Source organism: Streptomyces sp. NPDC058052 (assembly GCF_042885515.1).
In the GTDB taxonomy this organism is placed as follows: domain Bacteria; phylum Actinomycetota; class Actinomycetes; order Streptomycetales; family Streptomycetaceae; genus Streptomyces.
Window position 1 is genome coordinate 72,637 of the sequence record NZ_JBHVRX010000007.1, and the last position, 22,546, is coordinate 95,182.

Annotated in this window: 7 protein-coding genes; 3 read left to right on the forward strand and 4 right to left on the reverse strand. The window is 75.4% G+C overall.

Annotation, left to right across the window (positions count from 1 at the left end; translation table 11 throughout):
• The 3 genes from ACFVU3_RS12365 to ACFVU3_RS12375 all read right to left on the reverse strand — a co-directional run.
• Positions 1–3,770: amino acid adenylation domain-containing protein (locus ACFVU3_RS12365; RefSeq protein WP_390065819.1), on the reverse strand; the 3,770-nt coding region annotated here is incomplete at its 3' end.
• Between the two features lie 405 nt (positions 3,771–4,175).
• Positions 4,176–5,108 (reverse strand): TauD/TfdA family dioxygenase, encoded by a 933-nt coding sequence (locus ACFVU3_RS12370; protein WP_390065820.1) that lies wholly within the window; start codon positions 5,106–5,108, stop codon positions 4,176–4,178.
• A gap of 85 nt (positions 5,109–5,193) precedes the next feature.
• Positions 5,194–6,030: a thioesterase II family protein gene (locus tag ACFVU3_RS12375; RefSeq protein WP_390065821.1), complete on the reverse strand. Its 837-nt coding sequence runs from the start codon at positions 6,028–6,030 to the stop codon at positions 5,194–5,196.
• A gap of 179 nt (positions 6,031–6,209) precedes the next feature.
• On the opposite strand from ACFVU3_RS12375, the gene ACFVU3_RS12380 reads away from it, so the two are divergent.
• Positions 6,210–7,226 carry a ferritin-like domain-containing protein gene (locus ACFVU3_RS12380; RefSeq protein WP_390065822.1) on the forward strand — a complete coding sequence of 339 codons (1,017 nt, stop codon included), beginning with the start codon at positions 6,210–6,212 and terminating at the stop codon, positions 7,224–7,226.
• Between the two features lie 319 nt (positions 7,227–7,545).
• Here the strand turns inward: ACFVU3_RS12380 and ACFVU3_RS12385 are convergent, their stop codons facing one another.
• Positions 7,546–9,180 (reverse strand): AMP-binding protein, encoded by a 1,635-nt coding sequence (locus tag ACFVU3_RS12385; RefSeq protein WP_390065823.1) that lies wholly within the window; start codon positions 9,178–9,180, stop codon positions 7,546–7,548.
• A gap of 338 nt (positions 9,181–9,518) precedes the next feature.
• Between ACFVU3_RS12385 and ACFVU3_RS12390 the strand changes: the two genes are divergently transcribed.
• Entirely contained in the window at positions 9,519–15,986 is a 6,468-nt protein-coding gene (locus ACFVU3_RS12390) for an amino acid adenylation domain-containing protein (RefSeq protein WP_390065824.1), read from the forward strand.
• The gene (locus tag ACFVU3_RS12395; RefSeq protein WP_390065825.1) at positions 15,983–22,474 is read left to right on the forward strand and encodes an amino acid adenylation domain-containing protein; all 6,492 of its coding nucleotides are present in this window, start codon (positions 15,983–15,985) and stop codon (positions 22,472–22,474) included. Before ACFVU3_RS12390 ends, ACFVU3_RS12395 begins: the two co-directional genes overlap by 4 nt.
• Positions 22,475–22,546 lie beyond the last annotated feature (72 nt).

Genomic DNA, 22,546 nt, shown 5'->3' on the forward strand with positions numbered 1-22,546 from the left:
ATGGGGGTGAGGCGGATGCCCGCCTTGCGGGCGCGGGCGACGAGCTGGATGGCGGTGATGGAGTCGCCGCCGAGGGTGAAGAAGTCGTCCCCGTCCTCGGCCTTCTCCAGGTTGAGCACCTGCCCGAACAGCTCCAGCAGGGTCGCCATGACCTCGCCGTCGCCGCCCGTTCCCTGCTCGGCCTTCCCGTCCTTCCCGGCCTTCTCGCCCTGCGCCTCGTTCGCGCGCGGCGCCTCGGCCCCCCGGCCGCTCCGGTCCTCCTCGGACCCCTTCCGGTCCGTCCGCTCCGTGCCCGGCGCGGCGGCGCCGTTCTGCTGGAGGAAGGCGGCGAGGGCGGAGGCGGTGCGGTGGGTGAAGATGTGCTTGGGGGTGAGGCGGATGCCCGCCTTGCGGGCGCGGGCGACGAGCTGGATGGCGGTGATGGAGTCGCCGCCGAGGGTGAAGAAGTCGTCCCCGTCCCCGGTCTTCTCCAGGTTGAGCACCTGCCCGAACAGCCGGGAGAGGGTCTCCGCCACCGACGGCGCCGGCTCGGCCTCGGGCGGCACGCCCGCGCCGGCCGTCCGCTCCCGCGCCCCGTCCGTCCCGGCGTCCTTCCGCGCCCCGTCCGCGCCGCCGGTCCGCTGCCGCGGCACCTCCTCGACGGGGGTCTGCGCGCGCGGAGCCTCCGCGGCCGGCGTCTCCGGGCGCGGCGCCTCCGGAGCCGCAGCGGTCCCGGTGGCCGTCCCCAGCAGCGCGTCGTGGAAGGCGTCCACGGACGCCCCGCGCGGCTCGTCCGCCGCGAGCGGGGCGCCGCCGGGACCGCGGACCGGCTCCTGCTCGTGCTCGGGACCGGGCGCGGGCAGCGCGCCCCGGTCCACCTTGCCGTTGCGGGTCACGGGCAGCTCGGCCAGCGGGACGAAGGCCGCCGGCACCATGTAGGCGGGGAGCCGCCGCGCGGTCCGCGCCGCGAGCCCGGGGAGCTCCGCGTCCCGGCCCGCGGCCGGCACCACGTACGCCACCAGCCGGGCCCGGCCCAGCCGGTCGGGGCGCACCGCGACCGCCGCCCGGGCGACCGCCGGGTCGGCGCCGAGGGCGCTCTCCACCTCGCCCAGCTCGATCCGGTAGCCGCGGATCTTCACCTGGTCGTCCACCCGGCCGCCGTAGACCAGCACCCCGTCGGGCCGCCACCAGGCGACGTCCCCGGTGCGGTACATGCGGGCGCCCGGCGCGCCGAACGGGTCGGCGACGAAGCGGGTCGAGGACAGCCCCGGCCGGTTGAGGTAGCCGCGGGCGAGCACGTCGCCGCCGATGTAGATCTCGCCGGGCACACCGGCCGGCACGGGACGCAGGAAGTTGTCGAGGACGTGGATCCGGGCGTCCGGCACGGGCCCGCCGATCGGCACCGCGCCCGTGGGCAGCGGGTCGCCCGGTGCGAGGCGGTACTCCATGCAGCCCACGGTCGCCTCGGTCGGACCGTACTCGTTGACCACCGTGACGCCGGGGTGCAGCTCCCGCCAGGAGGCCAGCGCCTCGCCCGTCAGCTGCTCGCCGCCCAGCACCAGCTCGCCGGTCGGGGAGAAGTACTCCTCGGAGGCGTCCAGGATCGGGAGGTGGCTCGGGGTGGCCTTCACGAACGCGGGCGGCGTCCGCCCCGCGTCGGCGGCCGGGTCCGCCTGGTGGTCGTCCTCCAGGTCGATGACGCGCACCAGACCGCCCGCGGTGAGCGGGCCGAAGATGCCGGTGACGGTCAGGTCGAAGGACGGCGGCGAGTGCACCAGCGCCTCCGTCGCGAGGCCGGGGTAGGCCGCGCGGGCGAACGCCAGATAGCTCTGCACCGTCCGGTGCTCCACCGCCACGCCCTTGGGCAGGCCGGTGGAACCCGAGGTGTAGATGACGTACACGAGGTCCTCGGGCCGCGTCGGGCGGCCGCGCTCGGCCTCCGTCGGCGCGGTGTCCGGCATCAGCAGCAGCTCGGCCTGGACCGCCGGATCGCCCAGCGGGAGCGGCGCCGGATGCCCGGCCAGCGCCGGGTGGGAGGTGTCGGCGCACAGCACGATGCGGGGCTCGACGTCCTCCAGGACGAAGGTGATCCGCTCCGCGGGGTGGGACAGGTCGACCGGCACGTAGTAGGCGCCCGTCTTCACCACCGCGAGCAGGGAGACGATCAGTTCGGTGCCGCGCGGCAGGGCCACGGCGACCGGGTCGCCGGGCCGCACGCCGCGGTGCAGCAGCAGCCGGGCCAGCCGGTTGGCCGCCGCGTCCAGCTCCCCGTAGCCGAGGGAGTGGCGCACGTCGGCCACGGCCGGGGCGTCCGGGCGGAGCAGGACCTGCTCCTCGAACCGGCCCAGGATCGTCGCCGACGCGTCCAGGGCCGCGCGGTCCGCCTCCGGCCGGCGGCCCCAGACCTCCAGGACCCGGTGCCGCTCCTCGCCGGTCAGCAGCGGGACCTGCGCCACCGGGGTGGCGGGCGCGTGCGTGAAGGTGTCGAGCAGCAGCCGCAGCCGGGAGGCGACCAGCTCCACGCGCGCGGTGTCGAACACGTCCTCGCGGTGGTTGAGTTCGAGCCGCAGCCGGGCGCCGGGGACCGCGACCACGCTCAGCGGGTAGTGGGTCGAGCCGCTGATCTGCTGCTCGCCCGCGTCCCCGTCCTGCGTCGCGTCCTCGGCGAGCGGGCTCAGCCGCAGACCGGGGGCGATCTCCTCCAGCGCCGACCAGTCGGAGGGCGCGTTGCCGAAGCCGGTGGAGGTGTCGTACAGGGCGCCCAGGCCGGCCAGCCGCTGCACCTCGTCGAGGCCCAGGTGCTGGTGCGGGCCGAGCGCCAGCTGCTCGCCCTGCACCCGGGAGAAGAGCTGGGCGAGCGACTCGCCGGGCGCGATCCGGACGCGCACCGGGACGGCGTTCATCACCAGTCCCACCATGGCGTCGGCGCCCGGCAGTTCGGCCGGACGGCCGTGCACGGTCTGGCCGAAGACCACGTCGTCGCGGCCGGTCAGCAGGGAGAGCAGCAGCGCCCAGGCGCCCTGCACCACGGTGTTGAGCGTCAGGCCGTGGGCCCGCGCCGTCGCCGTGAGCGCCTCGGTCGCCTCCTCGGACAGCGTCAGCGGAACCATCGCCGGCATCGAGCCGATGCCCGCGGGGGCCGCGCCGGGCGCCACCAGGGTCGGCTCCTCCAGGCCGTGCAGGGCCTCCTGCCACGCCTTGCGGGCCGTGTCGCCGTCCTGCCGGCCGAGCCAGCGCAGGTAGTCGGGGAACGGGGTGGCCGGCGCGAGGGAGGCGCCCGAGGGATCGGCGTACAGCGTGCACAGGTCGCGGATGACCAGCGGGAGCGACCAGCCGTCCAGCAGGATGTGGTGGTACGTCAGGGCGAGGATGTGACGCTGTCCGGTGAGCCGGATCAGGGTGAAGCGCATCAGCGGAGGCGCCGCCATGTCGAAGCGGCGCAGCCGGTCCTCCTCGAAGAACGCCAGCAGCGCCGCCTGGCGCGCCGGACCGGTGCGGTCCGACAGGTCGAGCTCGGCCCACGGCGTCGTCACCGTGCGCCGCACCAGCTGCACCGGCTGCCCGTTGGCCCGCACGCGGAAGCCGGTCCGGAGCACGGGGTGCCGGGCCAGGACGCCCGCGCAGGCGGCGCGCAGCCGCTCCGGCGACACGTCCCCGTGCAGCTCGAAGGCGGCCTGGATGGTGTAGACGTCCACCGCTTCGGTGTCGTACAGCGCGTGGAAGAGCATGCCCTGCTGGAGCGGGGTCAGGGGCAGTGCTGACTCGATCGGCGACTGGGTCTCTTCGTTCACTGGAGGTCCTCCCCGGACGCGGGCGGGGCTCGGCTGCGCGAACGCGCAGGGGCGGGTGGCAGGGGGTCGGCGGGCGGGGGAGGGGGGAAGGCCGCCGCCTCGGCACCGGCGATGCTTTCGTACGGCCGGGGGCACGGGCCAGGCACACGACCGGCAACTTCCGGTCGCACGCGGCCGGTTCGCGGACCGGGGGGGGCAGGGGGGGCGGACCGGATGCCGGGCCGGCCGCGGACCGGGTCGGTCCGGGGCCGTGGACCGGCCGGTGACTGGGGCCGGACGGTGGCCGTCCGGGCCCGTCCGGGGCCGGCCAGGAGGCGGTCGGAGGCCGGACCGGCGCCGGGAAGGGCGCCGGAGCGGGGGCGGGCCGGGACCGGCTCTCCACGGCCCCGGCCGCCCGGCCGGCGGCTAGCCGCGCGTGATCAGGTCCGTCATCGAGACCAGCACCCGCCGCTCCCCGGTGAACGCCTCGCGCCCGTGCGACCAGCGCATGTTGTCGATCACCATCAGGTCGTGGAGCTCCCAGTCGAAGCGCTGCACCCGACGGTCGAACGCCCCCCTGACCGCCTCCACGAGGGCGTCCGGGATCGGCGAACCGTCACCGAACAGCACGTCGTTCGGCAGCCCGTCCTCGCCCAGCACCGCCAGCAGGTCCTCCCGCAGGCCGCCCGGCAGCGACGACTGGTGGAAGAGCACCAGGTGGTTGAACCACAGCCGGCGGCCGGTGCGCGGGTGCACCGCGAGCGCGGGCGCCCGGCGCACGGTCCGCAGGCAGTCGTCCTCCAGCCACTCCCGCTCCATGCCGGCCGCCGCGCAGAAGCGGTCGACCTCGGCCCGGTCCTCGGTCTGGAAGGCGTCCCGCCAGTCCAGGCCGGCACCGCTGCCGTAGTTCCGCACGTACCGCAGACCGCGCCGCTCCAGCTCCTCGACCACCTCGGCCGGGATGTCCTCCAGCACGCGCGTGACGTCCGTGATCGGCGTCGCGCCGCCGGTCAGCGCCGGGACGGCGCTGAAGAACGCCAGCCGGCCGGGCCACGCCCCCGCGTACGAGGACTCGCAGTGCTGCGGGATGACCTCGCGGGCCGGGTACTCCGTCGACGTGAACACGCCGTCCCCGACCTCGCTGCGCGGGGTGGAGCGCTCCGTGTACGCCAGCGGGTCGAAGCCGAGCCGCTTCAGCGCCCGCCCGAACTCGTCCGCCCCGTCGGCGACGGCCCCGCGGACGAGGACCGCGCCCGCGTCGGAGACGGCGGCGCCGATCTCCTCGGCGTGGTCCCGGGTGAAGGACTCCAGGCCCGCGCCGGCGGCCTCGAACACACTGATGCCGGTCAGATCGTTCAACTCTTACAACTCCCTGGGAATGGGCGGCGGAGCCGGTGCCGTCGTGGCGAGGCCGGCCGGGGCGCCGGGGCCGGCGCCGGTGCCGTCAGAGCAGCGTCGCGGCCAGGGCGGCGGTCATCGCCGCCGCGCCGGTGAACAGGTAGTCGTGTCCGCCGGGCAGCAGCCGCGAGGTGAACCCGCCCGCGGCGCAGTCCCGCCAGAGCTCCAGCTGCTCCCCGCTCACCAGCGGGTCCTCGGCCCCGCCGAACACGTGCAGCGGGCAGTCGACCGGCACGGCGGCGGCCGGCCGGTACTCCTCGACCAGTGCCAGGTCGCGGCGGACGGTGCGCAGCGCGTACGTCAGGTAGGCGGGGTAGCGGGACAGCTCCGGCGGGAAGCCGCCGAAGCCCTCCAGCCACGCCAGCAGCTCGGCGTCGTCCAGGTGCGAGACGCGCCGGCGGACCGCGGCGTGCGGCGCCCGCGACGCGGACACCACCAGCGCGGACGGCGGGCGCAGACCGCGCTCCGCCACCCGGACCGCGATCCGGTGGCCGAGGAGCGCGCCGAAGCTGTGGCCGAACAGCGCGTACGGCATGTCCAGCTCGTCCCGCACCCCGTCGATCACGGTGTCGGCGAGCTCTTCGAGGGTCCCGGGCAGCGTCTCGCCGCTGCCCACGCCCCGGCCCGGCAGTTCCACGGTCGCCAGCTCGAAGCCGGGGAGCCCCATGGCCAGCCGCCACGGCGCGAACGACCCGGTGCTCCCGCCGGCCTGGGGCAGGCAGAGCAGCCGCAGCCGGTCCTCCGGCCCGCCGACCCGGCCGACGACCCACGGCCGGCCCGGCGCGCCGGCGGCGTCCCCGTGCGGCGGCGCGTCCGGGACCCCGGGCCCCGGGCCGCCCGCCGGGGCGGGCTCCGTGGCGAGTTCCGCGGCGTACGTACCCATCCGCTCCCCCGATTCCCTCTCGTACCCTCCGGCCGGCGCCCGCTGGGGCGGCGGCCCGTTGCGGACATCGTGGGCAGCCGGCGGGCGCGGGACCAGGCACAGGCACCGGCAACCGGGCTGCCGCCTAGTTGCCTCGCCGGTTCCTGGAGGGGGAGGAGACCGCGTCGCACACTCCTGGCATGACCACTGTTCCCGATGAGGCGTCCGACGCGACGTTCTTCACCCTGGACTCCGTCGCCGCAGAACTCATGGAAGTCGACGCGGTGTTCAAGGCGTGCATGAACTGGAACTACGGATCCCGAGACAGCCGTGTGTGGAGCCTCTACGAGAAGAACAAGGTCTCGCAGTGGAACGCCGCCACCGACATCGACTGGAACCACGACATCCAGTTCGGTGCCCCGCTGACCGAGGAGAACGGCGCCAAGCTCGCCTCCTTCGTCGTCGGCGAGGACAGCCCCGTGCCGCACCACATGCTGACCGACTTCCGCTGGGAGTACCAGGCGTGGATGTGCAGCCAGTTCCTCCACGGCGAGCAGGGCGCGCTCGTCACCACCGCGCGCCTCGTGGAGACCGTCCCCGACCTGGACGCCAAGACCTACGCCGCCTCCCAGGTGGCCGACGAGGCCCGGCACGTCGAGGCATTCGCCAAGTACGTCGACGAGAAGCTCGGCGTCGTCTACCCGATCAACCCCGGCCTGAAGACCCTGCTCCAGGACCTTCTGTCGGAGTCCCGCTGGGACATCGTCTACCTCGGCATGCAGGTCGTCGTGGAGGGCCTGGCGATCACCGCGCTGCGGCTCGCCAGCAGCAGCTTCGGCGACCCGATCATCCGGCAGATCACGCGGATGGTCGCGCAGGACGAGGCCCGTCACATCGCCTTCGGCGTCTCCGCCCTCAACGGCATGTACGCGGACGCCACCTCGGCCGAGCTGAAGGACCGCGAGGACTTCCTGCTGGAGGGCATCCGGCTGATGTCCCGCCGGTTCATGCTCCGCGAGATCTGGGAGCGCATGGACCTCGACGTCGAGCACGGCCTGCGCTTCGCCCGCCACAACCCGATGATGGCGGCGTACCGCCAGATGCTCTTCCAGCAGATCATCCACATCCTGCGCCAGCTGGGCATGCTCTCGGACAAGGTCAAGGACCTGCTGCTCGCGGAGAACCTGGTCCGCTCGGCGGAGATGCAGCTGCGCTGACCGGCGCTCCTGACACCACGGGCGCCGTGTGACCCCCCACCGGGGGCCGCGCGGCACTCACGACACCACGGGCGCCGCGTGACCCCCTACCGGGGGCCGCGCGGCGCCCCTTTCCCGTGCGCGCGGCCCGGCGGCCGGCGGCGGGGCCGGTGCCCGCCGGCCGGGCCGCACGCCCGCCCGCCGGTCGGCACGCCCGCGGACGAAGCGACCCGGCCCGGACCCTCCCCCTCGGGGGACGGTCCGGGCCGGGAACGTGCCGAGGGGGCCGGCGCGGATCGCGCGCCGGCCCCCGGCGGGGCGGTGCCGGATCGTGTCCGGGCTACCGCCCCGCGGTCAGCGGTGACGCGGACTCCTCGTACTGCCCCGCGCACAGGGCCTTCCACATCACACGGCGGCGGGGCTTGCCGCTGGACGTGACCTCGATGCCGCCCCGCCCCACCTCGACCCCCAGCAGCCGGGCGTCGCCCAGCCACTCGGAGAGCACCGCGTGGGCCTCCTCGCGCCACCCCGGCCGCACGTTGCCGAAGACGACGACACCGGTCGGCACGCCGTCGCGCACCCCGAGGAGGACCGCGACCTGCCGATCGGGGATGCCCCGCTGGTGCAGCAGCGTCTCCAGGCTCTCGGCGAAGACCATCTTGCCGCTCACCTTGAGCCCGTCGCCGAGCCGGCCGATCACGTACAGCTGCCCGTCGCGCACGAAGCCCGCGTCGCCGGTGTGGAGCCCGGCCTCGCCGAGCGCCGTGCCGGAGGCCGAGGTCGTGTCGCCGACATAACCGCTCGCGATCGACACACCGGTGACGACGACCTCGCCGACCTGGCCGTCGGGCAGCTCCCGGCCGTCCTCGTCCTGGATCGTGACGGTGCGGTTCTCCAGCGGCGTGCCGCAGCCGACGACGGCCGTGCCGGCCAGCGCCGAGGCGTCGCCCTCGTCCGGCGCCGCGATCGTCCAGCCCGCGCCGGGCGCGAGACCGGTCACCGCGAGCGTCGCCTCCGCGCCGCCGTACGCGGGCAGCAGGGCGCCGCGGTCCAGGCCGTGCGGGCCCAGCAGGGCGTGGAAGTCCTCCAGCACCTGGGGGTCGACGCGCTCGGCGCCGATGATGATGGCCCGCATCGCGTCGAAGCGCATCCCCTCCAGGCGCTCCGGCCGGACCCGCCGCAGGATGTACGCCAGACCGAAGTTGGGCATGCCCGTGATGGCGGTCCGGTTGTCGCTCATGCACTTCAGGTAGCGCTGCGGCGAGCGGATGAAGTCGTCCGGCTGCATCATCCAGCCGCTGGCGCCGGTGACGACCACGTTCAGCAGATAGCCGACCAGGCCCATGTCGTGGTGGACGGGCAGCCAGCAGATGCCGGGCTGGTCCTGCGTCCAGCCGAACCGGCGGCGCATCCCTGTGAGGTTGGCGCGCAGCGCCTCCGCGGAGATCAGCACACCGCGCGAGTAGCCGCTCGACCCGGACGTGAACTGCATCAGCGCCGTCTCGGGCAGCGGCAGCGGGGCCTCCAGCGGCTCGACGCCGTCGACCAGGTCGCCGAAGACGACCGGCTCGGGCAGCGACAGGCCGGCGGAGAGCTTGCGGATCCGCTCCTCCGACTCGTCGTCGCAGATGATCAGCTTGGGATCCGCCGTCTCGAACAGACGGGCCACGTGCGTCTCGTACTCGTCCGCCCGCTGGAACGCGAACGGCGGCGCGATGGAGCACGGCGTCGCGCCGGCCGCGAGGGCGCCGAAGAAACCGGCCACGAACCCGGGGCTGGAGCGCAGCACCAGCGCCACCACGTCACCGCGCCCGACGCCGTTCGCCCGCAGCGCCGCCGCGGTGCTCAGCACCAGGTCGGCGAGCTCGCGGTACGACCGGAAGTCCCAGCCGTCGTCCTTCTCCGCGTAGTACAGGCCGTGCTCGGTGGACGCGTCGTCCAGCCAGTCGAGCAGACCTCGGTCCGGGATCGCCAACGTCCTCGTCCTCTCCGGGATTCCAGGGCAGGCCCGGCGCACCCGAGTGGGGGACTCGGGTACACCGGACCGTCGGCATCCTCGCCCCGCGGGTCCCCCGTCACCAGGCAAGCGGCCGGTAACTCGGCGGGCGCCGGGCGGCAGCTGACCGGGCACCCCGATTGCCGGTCGGTTGCCTGGTGACGGCCCTCGGAGGCGGGGCAGCATCGTCGCGCACCGTCCGTCCCCAGGCCCCTGTCACGGCGCGCCCCGCACGGCGCGGACGGCGGGCCGCCCCGGGGCGGTCCACCAGGACGACGCACCGAGAGCGGCTGACGAGAGAGCGGTTGACGATCCGAATGACTTCACGTGACGCGGAGACCTCCGTCCGTCCTGAGGCCGGCGGCCTGCTGCCGCTCACGGCCGCCCAGCGGGGCGTCTTCTACGCCCAGCGGCTCGCCCCCGCCGACCCGGCCTTCAACACCGTCGTGGTGATGGAGGTAAGGGGACCGGTGGACGGTCCGCTGCTGGCGCGGGCGGTCCGGGTGGCCGAGGGCGAGAGCGGGAGCTTCGACGTCGCGTTCGAGGAGCCGGCCGACGGACCCGGGCAGCGCCCCGTCGCCCCGGGCTGCTCGACCTGGCGGGAGCTGGACCTCACCGGCGAGGCGGACCCCTTCGCGGTGGCCCACGCGCTCATGGACGAGGACCGGCGCACCGCCAACGACCTGTTCACCGGGGTGCTGTCGGCGCACGTGCTGATGCGCGTGGGCGACGACCACTACCTCTGGTACCAGCGCAGCCACCACATCCTCTCCGACGGCTACGGCTCCGTGCTGCACTCGCGCCGCATCGAGGAGGTCTACGAGGCGCTGGTGGCCGGCGAGGAGCCGGCCGGCCGGCCGCTGGGCCCGCTCACCGACATCCTCGCGGACGAGGCGGAGTACCGCGCCTCGGAGCAGTACACGGCCGACAAGGAGTACTGGAACCGGGCCTTCGAGAACCGGCCCGAGACGGTCAGCCCGGCCCCCGGCGTGCCCACCGGCGCCTCCGGGATCGCCCTCGGCGTCGACACCGAGCTGGGCGAGGACGACTACCGCGCGCTGCACGGCGCCGGACGCGAGGCCCGCGCCCCGTGGAGCGTCGCCCTGCTCGCCGCGGTCGCCGCCTACCTGCACGGCATGACCGGCGCGCGCGACCTGACCCTCGGCGTCCCGGCCACCGCACGGCTCGGCCCGCGCTCCCAGAACGTGCCCGGCATGCTCTCCAACACGCTGCCGCTGCGCCTCACCGTCGACCCGGCGGCGGGCCGCACCGAGCTGGTCCGGCACGTCGGGAAGCGCCTCGGCGAGCTCCTCACCCACCAGCGCCACCCCTACGACGAGCTCCGCCGCGACCTGCGCCTGCTCGGCTCCAACGAGCAGCTGTTCGGCGTGCTGGTCAACATCATGCCCGCCGGCTCCGAGAGCAACTTCGCGGGCCGCGAGGCCACCCTGACCGCGCTGTCCGGCGGACCGGTCATCGACCTCAACCTCACCTGCCACCCGGAGCCGGACGGCAAGGGCGTGCGGATCGCGTTCGAGGCCAACCCCGACCGCTACACGCAGGACGAACTCGTCGCCCACCAGGCGCGCTTCACCGCTTACCTGGACCGCTTCCTCGCGGCCCCCGGCGACCTGCCGCTGGCCCGCGTCGACGTCGCCACGGACGCCGAGCGCGCCGACCACCTCGCCGCCGGCCTGCCCACCGCGCCCGCGGAGCCCGTCCGCACCTTCCCGGAGCTGTTCGCGGAGCAGGTCCGCACGACCCCGCACCGCCCCGCCGTGGTCTGGAGCGGCGGCGAGCTCGACTACACGGAGCTCGCCGCCCGCGCCGGCCGGCTGGCCCGCGAGATCGCCGCCCGCGGCGCCGGCACGGAGCGGGTCGTGGCCGTCGCCCTGCCGCGCGGCGCCGCCGCCGCCGTCGCCACCGTCGGCGTGCTGACCTCCGGCGCCGTCCACCTGCCGATCGACCTCACGTACCAGCGGTCCCGGGTCGCCGCCATGCTCGACGACACGGCGCCCGTGCTGCTGGTGACCTCGCGCGCCACCGACGACCCGGCCATGGCGCCGGGCGTGCCCCGGCTCTACCTGGACGCCGACGGCACCCTCGACTCCGCCGACGGGACCGCCGCCGACGGGACCGCGGCCCCGGTGCCCGCCGCCGGCCTGCGCCCGGAGCACGCCGCGTACATCATCTACACCTCCGGCTCCACCGGCAGGCCCAAGGGCGTCGTCGTGACGCACACCGGGCTCGCCGGGGTGCTCGCCCACCAGCGGGCAACGCTGGAGCTCACCCCGGACCGGCGCGTCCTCCAGTTCGCCTCGCCCGGGTTCGACGCCTCCGTGTGGGAGCTGTGCTGTGCGCTGCTGACCGGCTCGGCCCTCGTCGTCGCCCCCGTCGAGCGCCTCACCCCCGGACCGGAGCTGGCCGCGCTCATCCGCGAACTCTCCGTCGACTGCCTGCTGATGGCGCCCTCCGCGCTGGCCGCGATGCCGGCGGACGGACTGCCCGAGGGCGTGACCCTCGTCGTCGGCGCCGAGGCGTGCTCGCCCGAGCTGGTGGACCGCTGGTCGCGCGGCCGGCGCATGGTGAACGCGTACGGCCCCACCGAGTCCACGGTCATCGTCACCCAGACCACCCCGCTCTCCGGCCGGATCGTGCCCCCCATGGGAGGCACCGCGCCCGGCAGCCGGCTCCGCCTCCTGGACGACGCCCTGCGCCCGGTGCCGCCCGGCGTCGCCGGCGAGATCCACCTGGCCGGCGACGGCCTCGCCCGCGGCTACCTGGGCCGGCCCGGCCTCACCGCCGAGCGGTTCCTCGCCGACCCGTACGGCCCGCCCGGCAGCCGCATGTACCGCACCGGCGACCTGGCCTGCTGGACCGCGGACGGCGAACTGGTCTACCTCGGCCGCTCCGACCGCCAGGTCAAGGTGCGCGGCTTCCGCATCGAGCCGGGCGAGATCGAGAGCGTCCTCGCCGGCGCGCCCGGCGTCGCCCGGGTCAGCGTCGTCGTACGCGAGGACCGCCCCGGCGTCCGGCAGCTGGTCGCCTACGTGGTCCCGGCCGAGGGCTCCGCCGCCCCCGACGCCGCGGCCCTGCGGCAGCGGGTCCGCGACGCCCTGCCGCCGTACATGGTCCCGGCCGCCGTCGTCTCCCTGCCCGACCTGCCGCTCACCGCGAGCGGCAAGCTCGACCAGCGGGCACTGCCCGCCCCCGAGTACATCGGCACCGCCTCCGAGCGGGCCCCGCGCGACGAGCGCGAGGCCGTGCTGTGCGGGCTCTTCGCCGATCTGCTCGGCGCCACGGACGTCGGCGTCGACGACAGCTTCTTCGAGCTCGGCGGCGACTCCATCGTCGCCGTCCGGCTCGCCTCCCGCGCCGCCCGCGCCGGCATCCCGCTCACCCCGCAGGCCGTCTTCGCGCACAAGACCGTCGCCGCCCTCGCCGCCCACGCGGGCGAGGAACTGGAGCGCGGCGCCGGGCGGACCGTCCGCGCCGTCGACCCCGACGCCGAACTGGTCGCGCTGCCCGCGGAGGAGCGCGCCCGCCTGGCCGCGGCCTGGCGGCACCTCGACGCCGACGGCGAGAGCGGCCTGGCGGACGTGCTGCCGCTCACCCCGCTCCAGGAGGGCATGCTCTTCCACGCCGAGTTCGGCGACGCCGCCGACGCCTACACCGTGCAGAAGGTCTTCGGGCTCACCGGCCCGCTGACCGCCGGCGCCTTCGCCGACGCCTGCCGGGCGCTCGTCCGACGGCACAGCGCGCTGCGCGCCGCGTACGCCCGCTCCGCCGCCGGCGAGGCCCTCCAGCTCGTCGCCCGCGACGCCGAGGTCCCGGTCCACGAGCACGACCTGCGCGGACTGCCGGACGCCGACCGAGAGGCGCGCCTCGCCGGCCTGCTCGCCGAGGAGAAGCGGACCCGCTTCGACATGAGCCGGCCGCCGCTGCTGCGCTTCGGCCTGGTCCGGCTGGAGGACGAGCGGCACCTCGTCGTCCTCACCGGCCACCACATCGTCTTCGACGGCTGGTCGGTGCCGCTGATCCTGCGCGACCTGCTCGCGCTGTACCGCGGCGACGCCACCTCGCTCCCCGCGCCGGTGCCCTTCCGCGCCTACCTGGCGTGGGCCGCGGGACAGGACCGCACCGCGGCCGAGGCGGAGTGGGGCCGCGCCCTCGCGGACCTCGACGGCCCCACCCTGGTCGCCTCCACCGCCGCCGGCGACGAACCGGCCGACGCCGGCACCGCGCCCGACGGCGCGGACGCCCTGCCCGGCCTGCTCGTGGCCGAGCTGCCCGCGGGACTCACCGCGGACGTCCAGCGGGTCGCCCGCTCCCGGGGCGTCACCCTCAACACCGTGGTCCAGGGCGCCTGGGCGCTGCTGCTGCACACCCTCACCGGCCGCGACGACGTCGTCTTCGGCGGCACGGTCTCCGGACGCCCGCCCCGGCTGGACGGCGTGGACGAGATCGTCGGCCTCCTGATGAACACCGTCCCGGTCCGCGTCCGCCTCCGCCCGCAGGAGCCGCTCGCCGACCTCCTCGCCCGGGTCCAGGGCGAGCAGCTCGCCCTCACCGACCACCACCACATCGGCCTCTCCGACCTGCACCGGCTCGCCGGCCACCCCGAACTCTTCGACACCTCCGTGGTCTTCGGCAACGCGCCGATCGACCGCGAGCAGATCGTCGCGCAGGCCCACGGCCTGGCCATCACGGTGGAGGAGGCCGACCCCACCGGCGGCACCCACTACCCGCTCAGCCTCTCCGTGGTCCCGGGCGACCGGCTGCGCCTCGAACTCACCCACCGCGCCTCCCTGTTCGACACCGAGGCCGCCGAGAACTGCCTCGCCCGGCTGCGCATGGTCCTGGAGACCTTCGCCGCCGAGCCCGACCTGCCGACGGGACGGCTGCCGCTCCTCACCGACGCCGAGCGGCAGGCCCTGATGCCCGCCCCCGACGCCGCCGGAGACCCCGTCGCCGGCACGCTCCCCGCGCTGTTCGCCGCGCAGGCGCGCCGGACCCCGGACGCCGTCGCCGTCGTCTGCGAGGGCGAGCGGATCACCTACGCCGACCTCGACGCCCGGGCCGGCCGGCTGGCCGCCGTCCTGGCGGCCCGGGGCGCGGCCCCCGGCGCGGTGATCGGCGTCATGCTGCGCCGCTCGGTCGAACTGATCGTGGTCCTGCACGCCATCCACCGGGCGGGCGCCGCCTATCTGCCGCTCGACCCGGAGTACCCGGAGGAGCGCGTCCGGCACATGCTGGACCAGGCCCGGCCCGCCTTCGTCGTCGACGACGCCCTCCTCCCGGCCCTGGCCGCCGAGGCGGACGCCGTCACCGCGCCCGTGTCCGCGCCCGTACCGGACCTGCTGCCGGCCCACCCGGCGTACGTCGTGTACACCTCGGGCTCCACCGGCCGGCCCAAGGGCATCGTGGTCACCCACGCCGGCATCACCAACTACCTGGCCGGCATGCAGCGCCGGCACCCGCTGACCGCGGACGACCGGGTGCTCCAGCGGACCTCGCTCAGCTTCGACCCGTCCGTGTGGGAGCTCTTCTGGCCGCTCCACCACGGAGCCGCCGTGGTCGTCTCCCGGCCCGACGGCGAGGACGCGCCGGGCTACCTGCCCGGCCTGATCCGCGACGAGGGCGTCACCGTCGCCCAGTTCGTCCCCTCGACCCTGGAGGTCTTCCTCCGCGAACCCGGCAGCGACCGGTGCGACACCCTCCGGCGGGTCTTCGTCGGCGGCGAACAGCTCACCGGCGCCCTGGCCGACCGCTTCCACGCCGCCGTACCGGCGGAGCTGCACAACCAGTACGGACCCACCGAGGTGTCCGTCTACACCACCACCGGCCGCGCCGACGCCGGCCGGCACCGCACCGCCGTGCCCGTCGGCACCCCGCTGCCCGGCCTGCGCCTCCATGTGCTGGACGGGTTCTTGCGTCCGGTGCCGGTGGGTGTGGTGGGGGAGATCTATATCGCGGGTGCGGGTGTGGCCCGGGGTTATGTGGGTCGTCCGGGTTTGACGTCCGAGCGGTTCGTGGCGGATGTGGGTGGTGGTCCGGGTGCGCGGATGTACCGGACGGGTGATCTGGGCCGTCGTCGTGGTGATGGTTCGGTGGAGTACTGCGGTCGTGTCGATTTCCAGGTGAAGGTGCGGGGTCACCGTGTCGAGCTGGGGGAGATCGAGGCGGTTCTCGCGGGTGACGCGGGGGTGGCGCAGGCGGTGGTCGCGGTGGTCGCGGATGCCGCGGGGACGCGGCATGTGGTCGGTTATGTGCGGCCGGTCGCGGGTGCGGTGGTCGATGGTGACGTGCTGCGGGACCGGGTGGCGGGTGTGCTGCCGGACTACATGGTTCCGGTGCGGGTGATCGTGGTGGACGACTTCGCGCTGACGCCGAACGGGAAGGTGGACCGGCGGGCGTTGCCGGCGCTGGAGCTGCGTGCGGTGCGGGAGTACCGGGCTCCGTCGTCGGAGCGTGAGCGGGTGCTGCACGAGGTGTTCGCGGAGGTGCTGGGGCGGGACCGGGTCGGTGTCGACGACAGCTTCTTCGACCTGGGCGGCGACTCCATCGTCTCGATGCGCCTGGCGGCCCGCGCCCATCGGGCGGGGCTGGTGCTGAGCGCCAAGGACGTCTTCGTCCACAAGACCATCGCCGCCCTCGCCCTCGTCGCCGCGGACGCACCCGACGACGCCAACGACATCAACAAGCCAGCGAGCGCCGACGCCCTGATGAGCATCGACGCGGACGAATTCGACGAGCTCGAAGCCCAGTGGGAGGCAACGCCGTGAGGCAGACGACACTCGAAGCGGTCCTGCCGCTCACCCCGCTCCAGCAGGGCATGCTCTTCCACGCCCTCTTCGACGGCGGAGACGCCGACGCCGACGGCGTCGACTTCTACAACGTGCAGACACCTCTGGAACTGGTCGGTGCCCTCGACCCGGAGGTGCTGCGCGGCTCCTGCGCCACACTGCTGGCGCGTCACGGGAGCCTCCGTGCGGGGTTCCTCAGGCGCCGCTCGGGCGAGGCCGTCCAGGCCGTCGCCCGGGCGGTGGAGCCGCAGTGGGAGGAGGTCGACCTCTCCGGCTTCGGCGAGGACGAGCGCCGCGTCCGGCTGACCCGGCTGCTCACCGAGGACCGGGCCCGCCGCTTCGACATGACCCGCCCGCCGCTGCTGCGCTGCACGCTCGTGAAGCTGGCGTCCGACCGCCACGTGCTGGTCGTCACCCACCACCACATCCTGCTCGACGGCTGGTCCGTGCCGCTGGTCCTCGGCGACCTGTTCCGGATCTACCGCGACGGCGGCTCCGCCGACGGGCTCGAGCCCGCCGTGCCGTTCTCCGACTACCTCGGCTGGCTCGGCTCCCAGGACCGCGGCGAGGCCGAGGCCGCCTGGCGCACCGCCCTCGCCGGCGTCGACGGCCCCACCCTGGTGGCCGGCGGCCACGGCACCCAGGACTCCGACCGCGGCCAGCGCCGTGTCGTCGCCGAACTCTCCGAGGCGGCCACGGCCCGCATCGCGCAGGCCGCCCGGGGCCGCGAGGTCACCGTGAACACGGTCGTCCAGGCCGCCTGGGCGCTGCTGCTGACCTCGCTCACCGGCCGCCCGGACGTCGTCTTCGGCAACACCGTCGCCGGCCGCCCCCCGGAGCTCGCGGGCGCCGACCGCATGGTCGGCCTGATGATCAACACCGTGCCGGCCCGGATCCGGATCGACCCCGCCGAGTCCGCCGCCGCGCTGCTCTCCCGCGTCCAGGCCGAGCAGACCGAACTCCTCGGCCACCAGTACCTGGGCCTCTCGGACATCCAGCGCGCCGTCGGCGTCACCGACCTCTTCGACACCACGCTGGCCTTCGAGAACTACCCCGTCGAGGAGGCCGTGCAGGGCGCCGAGGTCGCCGGGCTCACCGTCGGCGTGCTCCGCGACGCCGCCGAGGACACCCCGGAGGGCACCCACTACCCGCTGAGCCTGGCCGTCTACCCCGGCCCGCGGCTCCGCCTCGAACTCAACCACCGCGAGGACGTCTACGACACCGAGGAGGCGACCGCGATCCTCGACCGGCTCGCCCCCCTCCTCGAAGCCCTCGCCGGCCGGCCCGACGCGCCCGTCGCCCAGCTGCCGGTGTGGACCGCGGACCAGCACGACCGCCTCCTGGCCGGCGCGCGCGGCCGCACCGCCACGCACCCGGCCCGGACCCTGCACGAGCTGTTCGAGGAGCAGGCCCGCGCCACCCCGGACGCGATCGCCGCCGTCGACACCGCCGGCCGGCTCACCTTCGCCGAGCTGGACGCGGACGCCGACCGGCTCGCCCGGCTGCTCACCGCCCACGGGGCCGGACCGGGCCGGCTCGTCGCCGTCGCCCTGCCCCGCACCACGGCCGCCGTCTCCGCGATCCTCGCCGTCCTCAAGTCCGGCGCCGCCTACCTGCCGCTCGACGCGGACCAGCCCGCCGACCGGATCGCCGCGCTCTGCGCCGAGGCGGGCCCCGCCCTCGTCGTGGCCGACGACACGACCCGGGACGCGCTGCCCGACGGCGTACCGGTCGTGCTCGCCGGCGGCGACGCGCTCCCGGACGGCGAGGCCCCGGCCCGGACCGCGGCGGGCCCCGCCGACCTGGCGTACGTCGTGTACACCTCGGGCTCCACCGGCCGCCCCAAGGGCGTCGCCGTCGAGCACCGCAACCTGGTCAACATGTTCCACAGCCACCGGGCGAACTTCTTCGCACCGGAGCGGGACGCGGCCGGCGGCCGCCCGCTGCGCGCCGCCCTCACCAACTCCCTCGGCTTCGACGCCTCGTGGAGCCAGCTGCTCTGGATGGTCGCCGGCAACGAGCTCCACATCGTCGACGACACCGTCCGCAAGGACGCCCTCGCCCTCGTCGCCCACGCGGCCGACGCGGCGATCGACGTCCTCGACACCACGCCGTCCGTCGCCCGCCAGCTGCTCGCCGCCGGCCTGCTCGACGGCTCCGGCGGCGGGCACCGGGTCCGCACCCTCGCCCTCGGCGGCGAGGAGGTCGGCGACGACCTGTGGACCGAGCTGCGCGCCATCCCCGGCCTGTCGGTCTACAACCTGTACGGCCCCGCCGAGTGCACGATCGACGCCATGTTCTGCCGCGCCGACGACAGCGAGCGGCCCTCGCTCGGCGGCCCCGCCGACAACACCGACATCCATGTTCTGGACGGGTTCTTGCGTCCGGTGCCGGTGGGTGTGGTGGGGGAGATCTATATCGCGGGTGCGGGTGTGGCCCGGGGTTATGTGGGTCGTCCGGGTTTGACGTCCGAGCGGTTCGTGGCGGATGTGGGTGGTGGTCCGGGTGCGCGGATGTACCGGACGGGTGATCTGGGCCGTCGTCGTGGTGATGGTTCGGTGGAGTACTGCGGTCGTGTCGATTTCCAGGTGAAGGTGCGGGGTCACCGTGTCGAGCTGGGGGAGATCGAGGCGGTTCTCGCGGGTGACGCGGGGGTGGCGCAGGCGGTGGTCGCGGTGGTCGCGGATGCCGCGGGGACGCGGCATGTGGTCGGTTATGTGCGGCCGGTCGCGGGTGCGGTGGTCGATGGTGACGTGCTGCGGGACCGGGTGGCGGGTGTGCTGCCGGACTACATGGTTCCGGTGCGGGTGATCGTGGTGGACGACTTCGCGCTGACGCCGAACGGGAAGGTGGACCGGCGGGCGTTGCCGGCGCTGGAGCTGCGTGCGGTGCGGGAGTACCGGGCTCCGTCGTCGGAGCGTGAGCGGGTGCTGCACGAGGTGTTCGCGGAGGTGCTGGGGCGGGACCGGGTCGGTGTCGACGACAGCTTCTTCGACCTGGGCGGCGACTCCATCGTCTCGATGCGTCTCGCGGCCCGCGCCCATCGGGCGGGGCTGGTGCTGAGCGCCAAGGACGTCTTCGTCCACAAGACCATCGCCGCCCTGGCCGAGGTCGCCCGCGACGTCCCCCAGGACGGCGGCGCCACCGACGCCACGGCCACCGGACCGCTGGTGACCCTCGACGACGCCGAGCGCGCCGAACTCGACGCCCTCGCCGGCCCGGTCGCCGACGTGTGGACCCTCACCCCGCTCCAGCAGGGCATGCACTTCCACGCCCTGCTGGCCACGGACGCCATCGACGTCTACGTCACCCAGCGCCCGCTGCGGCTCACCGGCACCCTCGCGCCGACCGTCCTCCGCGACGCGTTCGACGCGCTCCTCACCCGCCACCCGGCGCTGCGCACCTCCTTCGTCACGCTCGCCTCGGGCCGCTCCGTGCAGGTCGTCCACGAGGACGTCCGGGTGCCCTGGGAGGAGCGCGACCTGTCCGGCCTGGAGCCGGAGGAGCGCGACGCGCGGCTCGCCGAACTCCTCGACGAGGACCGGGTACGCCGCTTCGCGACCGACCGGCCGCCGCTGCTGCGGGTCGCCCTCGTCAAGCTCGCCGCCGAAGAGCACCTGCTGCTCGTGACCCACCACCACATGCTCCTCGACGGCTGGTCCCTGCCGCTCGTCTTCCGCGACCTGTTCGCCTCCTACGCCCGCGGCGGCTCCGGCACCGGCACCGCGCCCGTGTCCTTCGACCGCTTCCTGCGCTGGCTCGGCTCCCAGGACGAGCAGGCCGCCGTCGAGGCGTGGCGCACCGAGCTGGCCGGCCTCGACGAGCCGTCCCTGGTCGCCCCCGGCTTCGACGCCGCCACGGCCACGGTGCCGGACCTCGTCGCGACCGCCCTCGACCCGGAGACCACCGAGCGGCTGACGGAGACCGCCCGGGGTGCCGGCCTGACCCTCAACACCCTGGTCCAGGGCGCGTGGGCGGTGGCCCTCGGCCAGTTCCTGGGCCGCGACGACATCGTGTTCGGCGCCACCACGGCGGGCCGCCCGCCGGAGCTGCCCGGCGCCGAGGACATGGTCGGCCTGCTCATGAACACCGTCGCCGTCCGCGTCCGTCTCGACCCGGGCCGCCCGCTCGGCGAGACCCTGACCGGCCTCCAGGAGGCCCAGGCCGGACTGCGCCCGTTCCAGCACCTGGGCCTGGCCGAGGTGCAGCGCGCCGCCGGCATCGGTGAACTCTTCGACACCGTCGTCGGCTTCGAGAACACCCCCGTGGACGGCGACGCCGTCCAGGCCCAGGTGCCCGGCCTGCGGATCGGCGTGGACGACACCCCGGCCCCCGGCGCCTCGCACTACCCGTTCAGCCTCGTCGTGGTCCCCTCCGACCGCCTCAGCCTGGAACTGACCTACCGCACCGACCTGTTCACCGCCCCGGAGGCGGAGGCGGTGCTCCACCGGGTCCGCGCCGTCCTGGACGCCTTCGCGCAGGACCCCGCCGTCCCGGTGGGCCGGATCGACCTGCGGACCGAGGGGGAGCGCGCCGAACCGGTCCTCACCGGCGGCGTCACCCCGCCGCGCACCACCTTCCCGGCGCTCTTCGAGGGCCACGCCGCGGCCCGCCCGGACGCCGTCGCGGTCCACGACGGCCCGTACGAGGTCACCTACGGCACCCTCGACGCCGAGGCCAACCGGCTCGCCCGCGTCCTGGCGGCGCGCGGCGTCGGCCCCGGCAACGTCGTCGCGGTCGCCCTGCCGCGGTCCGCCCGGTCCGTCCTGGCCGTGCTCGCGGTGCTCAAGAGCGGCGCCGCCTACCTGCCGCTCGACCTCGGCTACCCGCCGGAGCGGCTGCGCTACATCCTGGACGACGCCCGGCCCGACCTGGTGCTCACCACCGCCGACGGCAGCGCCGTCACGGCCGCGGCGGGCGCCGGCGCCGGCCGCACCCTGAGCCTCGACGGCGACGGCGGCACCGTCCTGGGCCCGGACGACCCGTTCGGCCTCGCCCTGGAGCTCACCGCCGGGATGTCCGGCGCCCCGCTCCGCGACGACGAGCGCTCCGCCCCGCTGACGCCCGGTTCGGCCGCGTACCTCATCTACACCTCGGGGTCCACCGGCCGCCCCAAGGGCGTCCTCGTGCCGCACACCGGCATCGCCGCCCTGGCCGCCCAGCAGCGCACCGGCCTCGACCTGCGGCCGGACGAGCGGGTGCTCATGTTCGCCTCGCCCAGCTTCGACGCCTCGGTCTGGGAGCTCGCCACCGCGCTGCTCACCGGAGCGAGCGTGGTCGCGGCCCCCGCCGACGACCTGCTGCCCGGCCCGTCGCTCGCCGCCACCGTGGCCCGCCACGGCGTCACCACGCTGCTGCTGCCGCCGTCCTCCCTCGCGGTGCTGCCCGACGGCGCCCTGCCGCCCGGCGTCACCCTCGTCGTCGGCGGCGAGGCGTGCGCGCCCGACCTCGTCGAGCGCTGGTCGGCCGGACGGCGGATGGTCAACGCCTACGGCCCGACCGAGGCGACCGTCATGGCCACCATGAGCGGCCCGCTGGCCGGCCGGACCCACCCGCCGCTCGGCGAGGCGGTCACCGGCGCCCGGGTCTACCTGCTCGACAGCGCGCTCCGGCCGGTCCCGGTGGGCGCGCCCGGCGAGCTGTACCTGGCGGGCGAGGGCCTGGCCCTCGGCTATCTGCGCCGGCCCGGCCAGACCGGCGAGCGCTTCGTCGCCGACCCCTACGGCCCCGCGGGCTCGCGCATGTACCGCTCCGGCGACCTGGCCCGCCGCCGCGCCGACGGCACCCTGGAGTACCTGGGCCGGGCGGACCGCCAGGTCAAGGTGCGCGGCTTCCGCATCGAGCCCGGCGAGATCGAGGCCGTGCTCGCCGAGGACGCCGCCGTGGCCGGCGCCGCCGTGGTCGTCCGCGAGGACCAGCCCGGCGTCCGCCGCCTGGTCGGGTACGTCGCCCCGGCCGGTGACGTCCGGCCCGAGCCGGCGGCCCTGCGCGAGCGGGTCGCCGCCGCCCTGCCGCCGTACATGGTGCCCGCGGCCGTCGTCGTCCTCGACCGGCTGCCGGTCACCCCGGGCGGCAAGCTCGACCGGGACGCGCTGCCCGCGCCGGACTTCGGCGCCGCCGTCGACAGCCGGGCCCCGCGCGACGCCCGCGAGGAGCAGCTGTGCGCGCTGTTCGCCAAGGCGCTCGGCACGGAGCGGGTCGGCATCGACGACGGCTTCTTCGACCTCGGCGGCGACTCCATCGTCTCGATCAAGCTGGTCACCCTGGCCCGCGCGGAGGGGCTGGACATGACCCCGCGGGACGTGTTCACGCACAAGACGGTGGCCGCGCTGGCCACCGCCGTGAAGGAGATCGCCCCCTCCGACGACTCCGCCCCCGGCGCCGCGGCCGGCTCCGAGGAGCCGCTCGTCACCCTCGACCAGGACGAGCTCGCCGAGTTCGCCGAGGACTGGAGCGACCCGGCCTGACCGGTGCCGCCGGGGCGGGAGCCGTACGGGCTCCCGCCCCGGGACGGGCACCACGCCCCCTGATCCGCACGA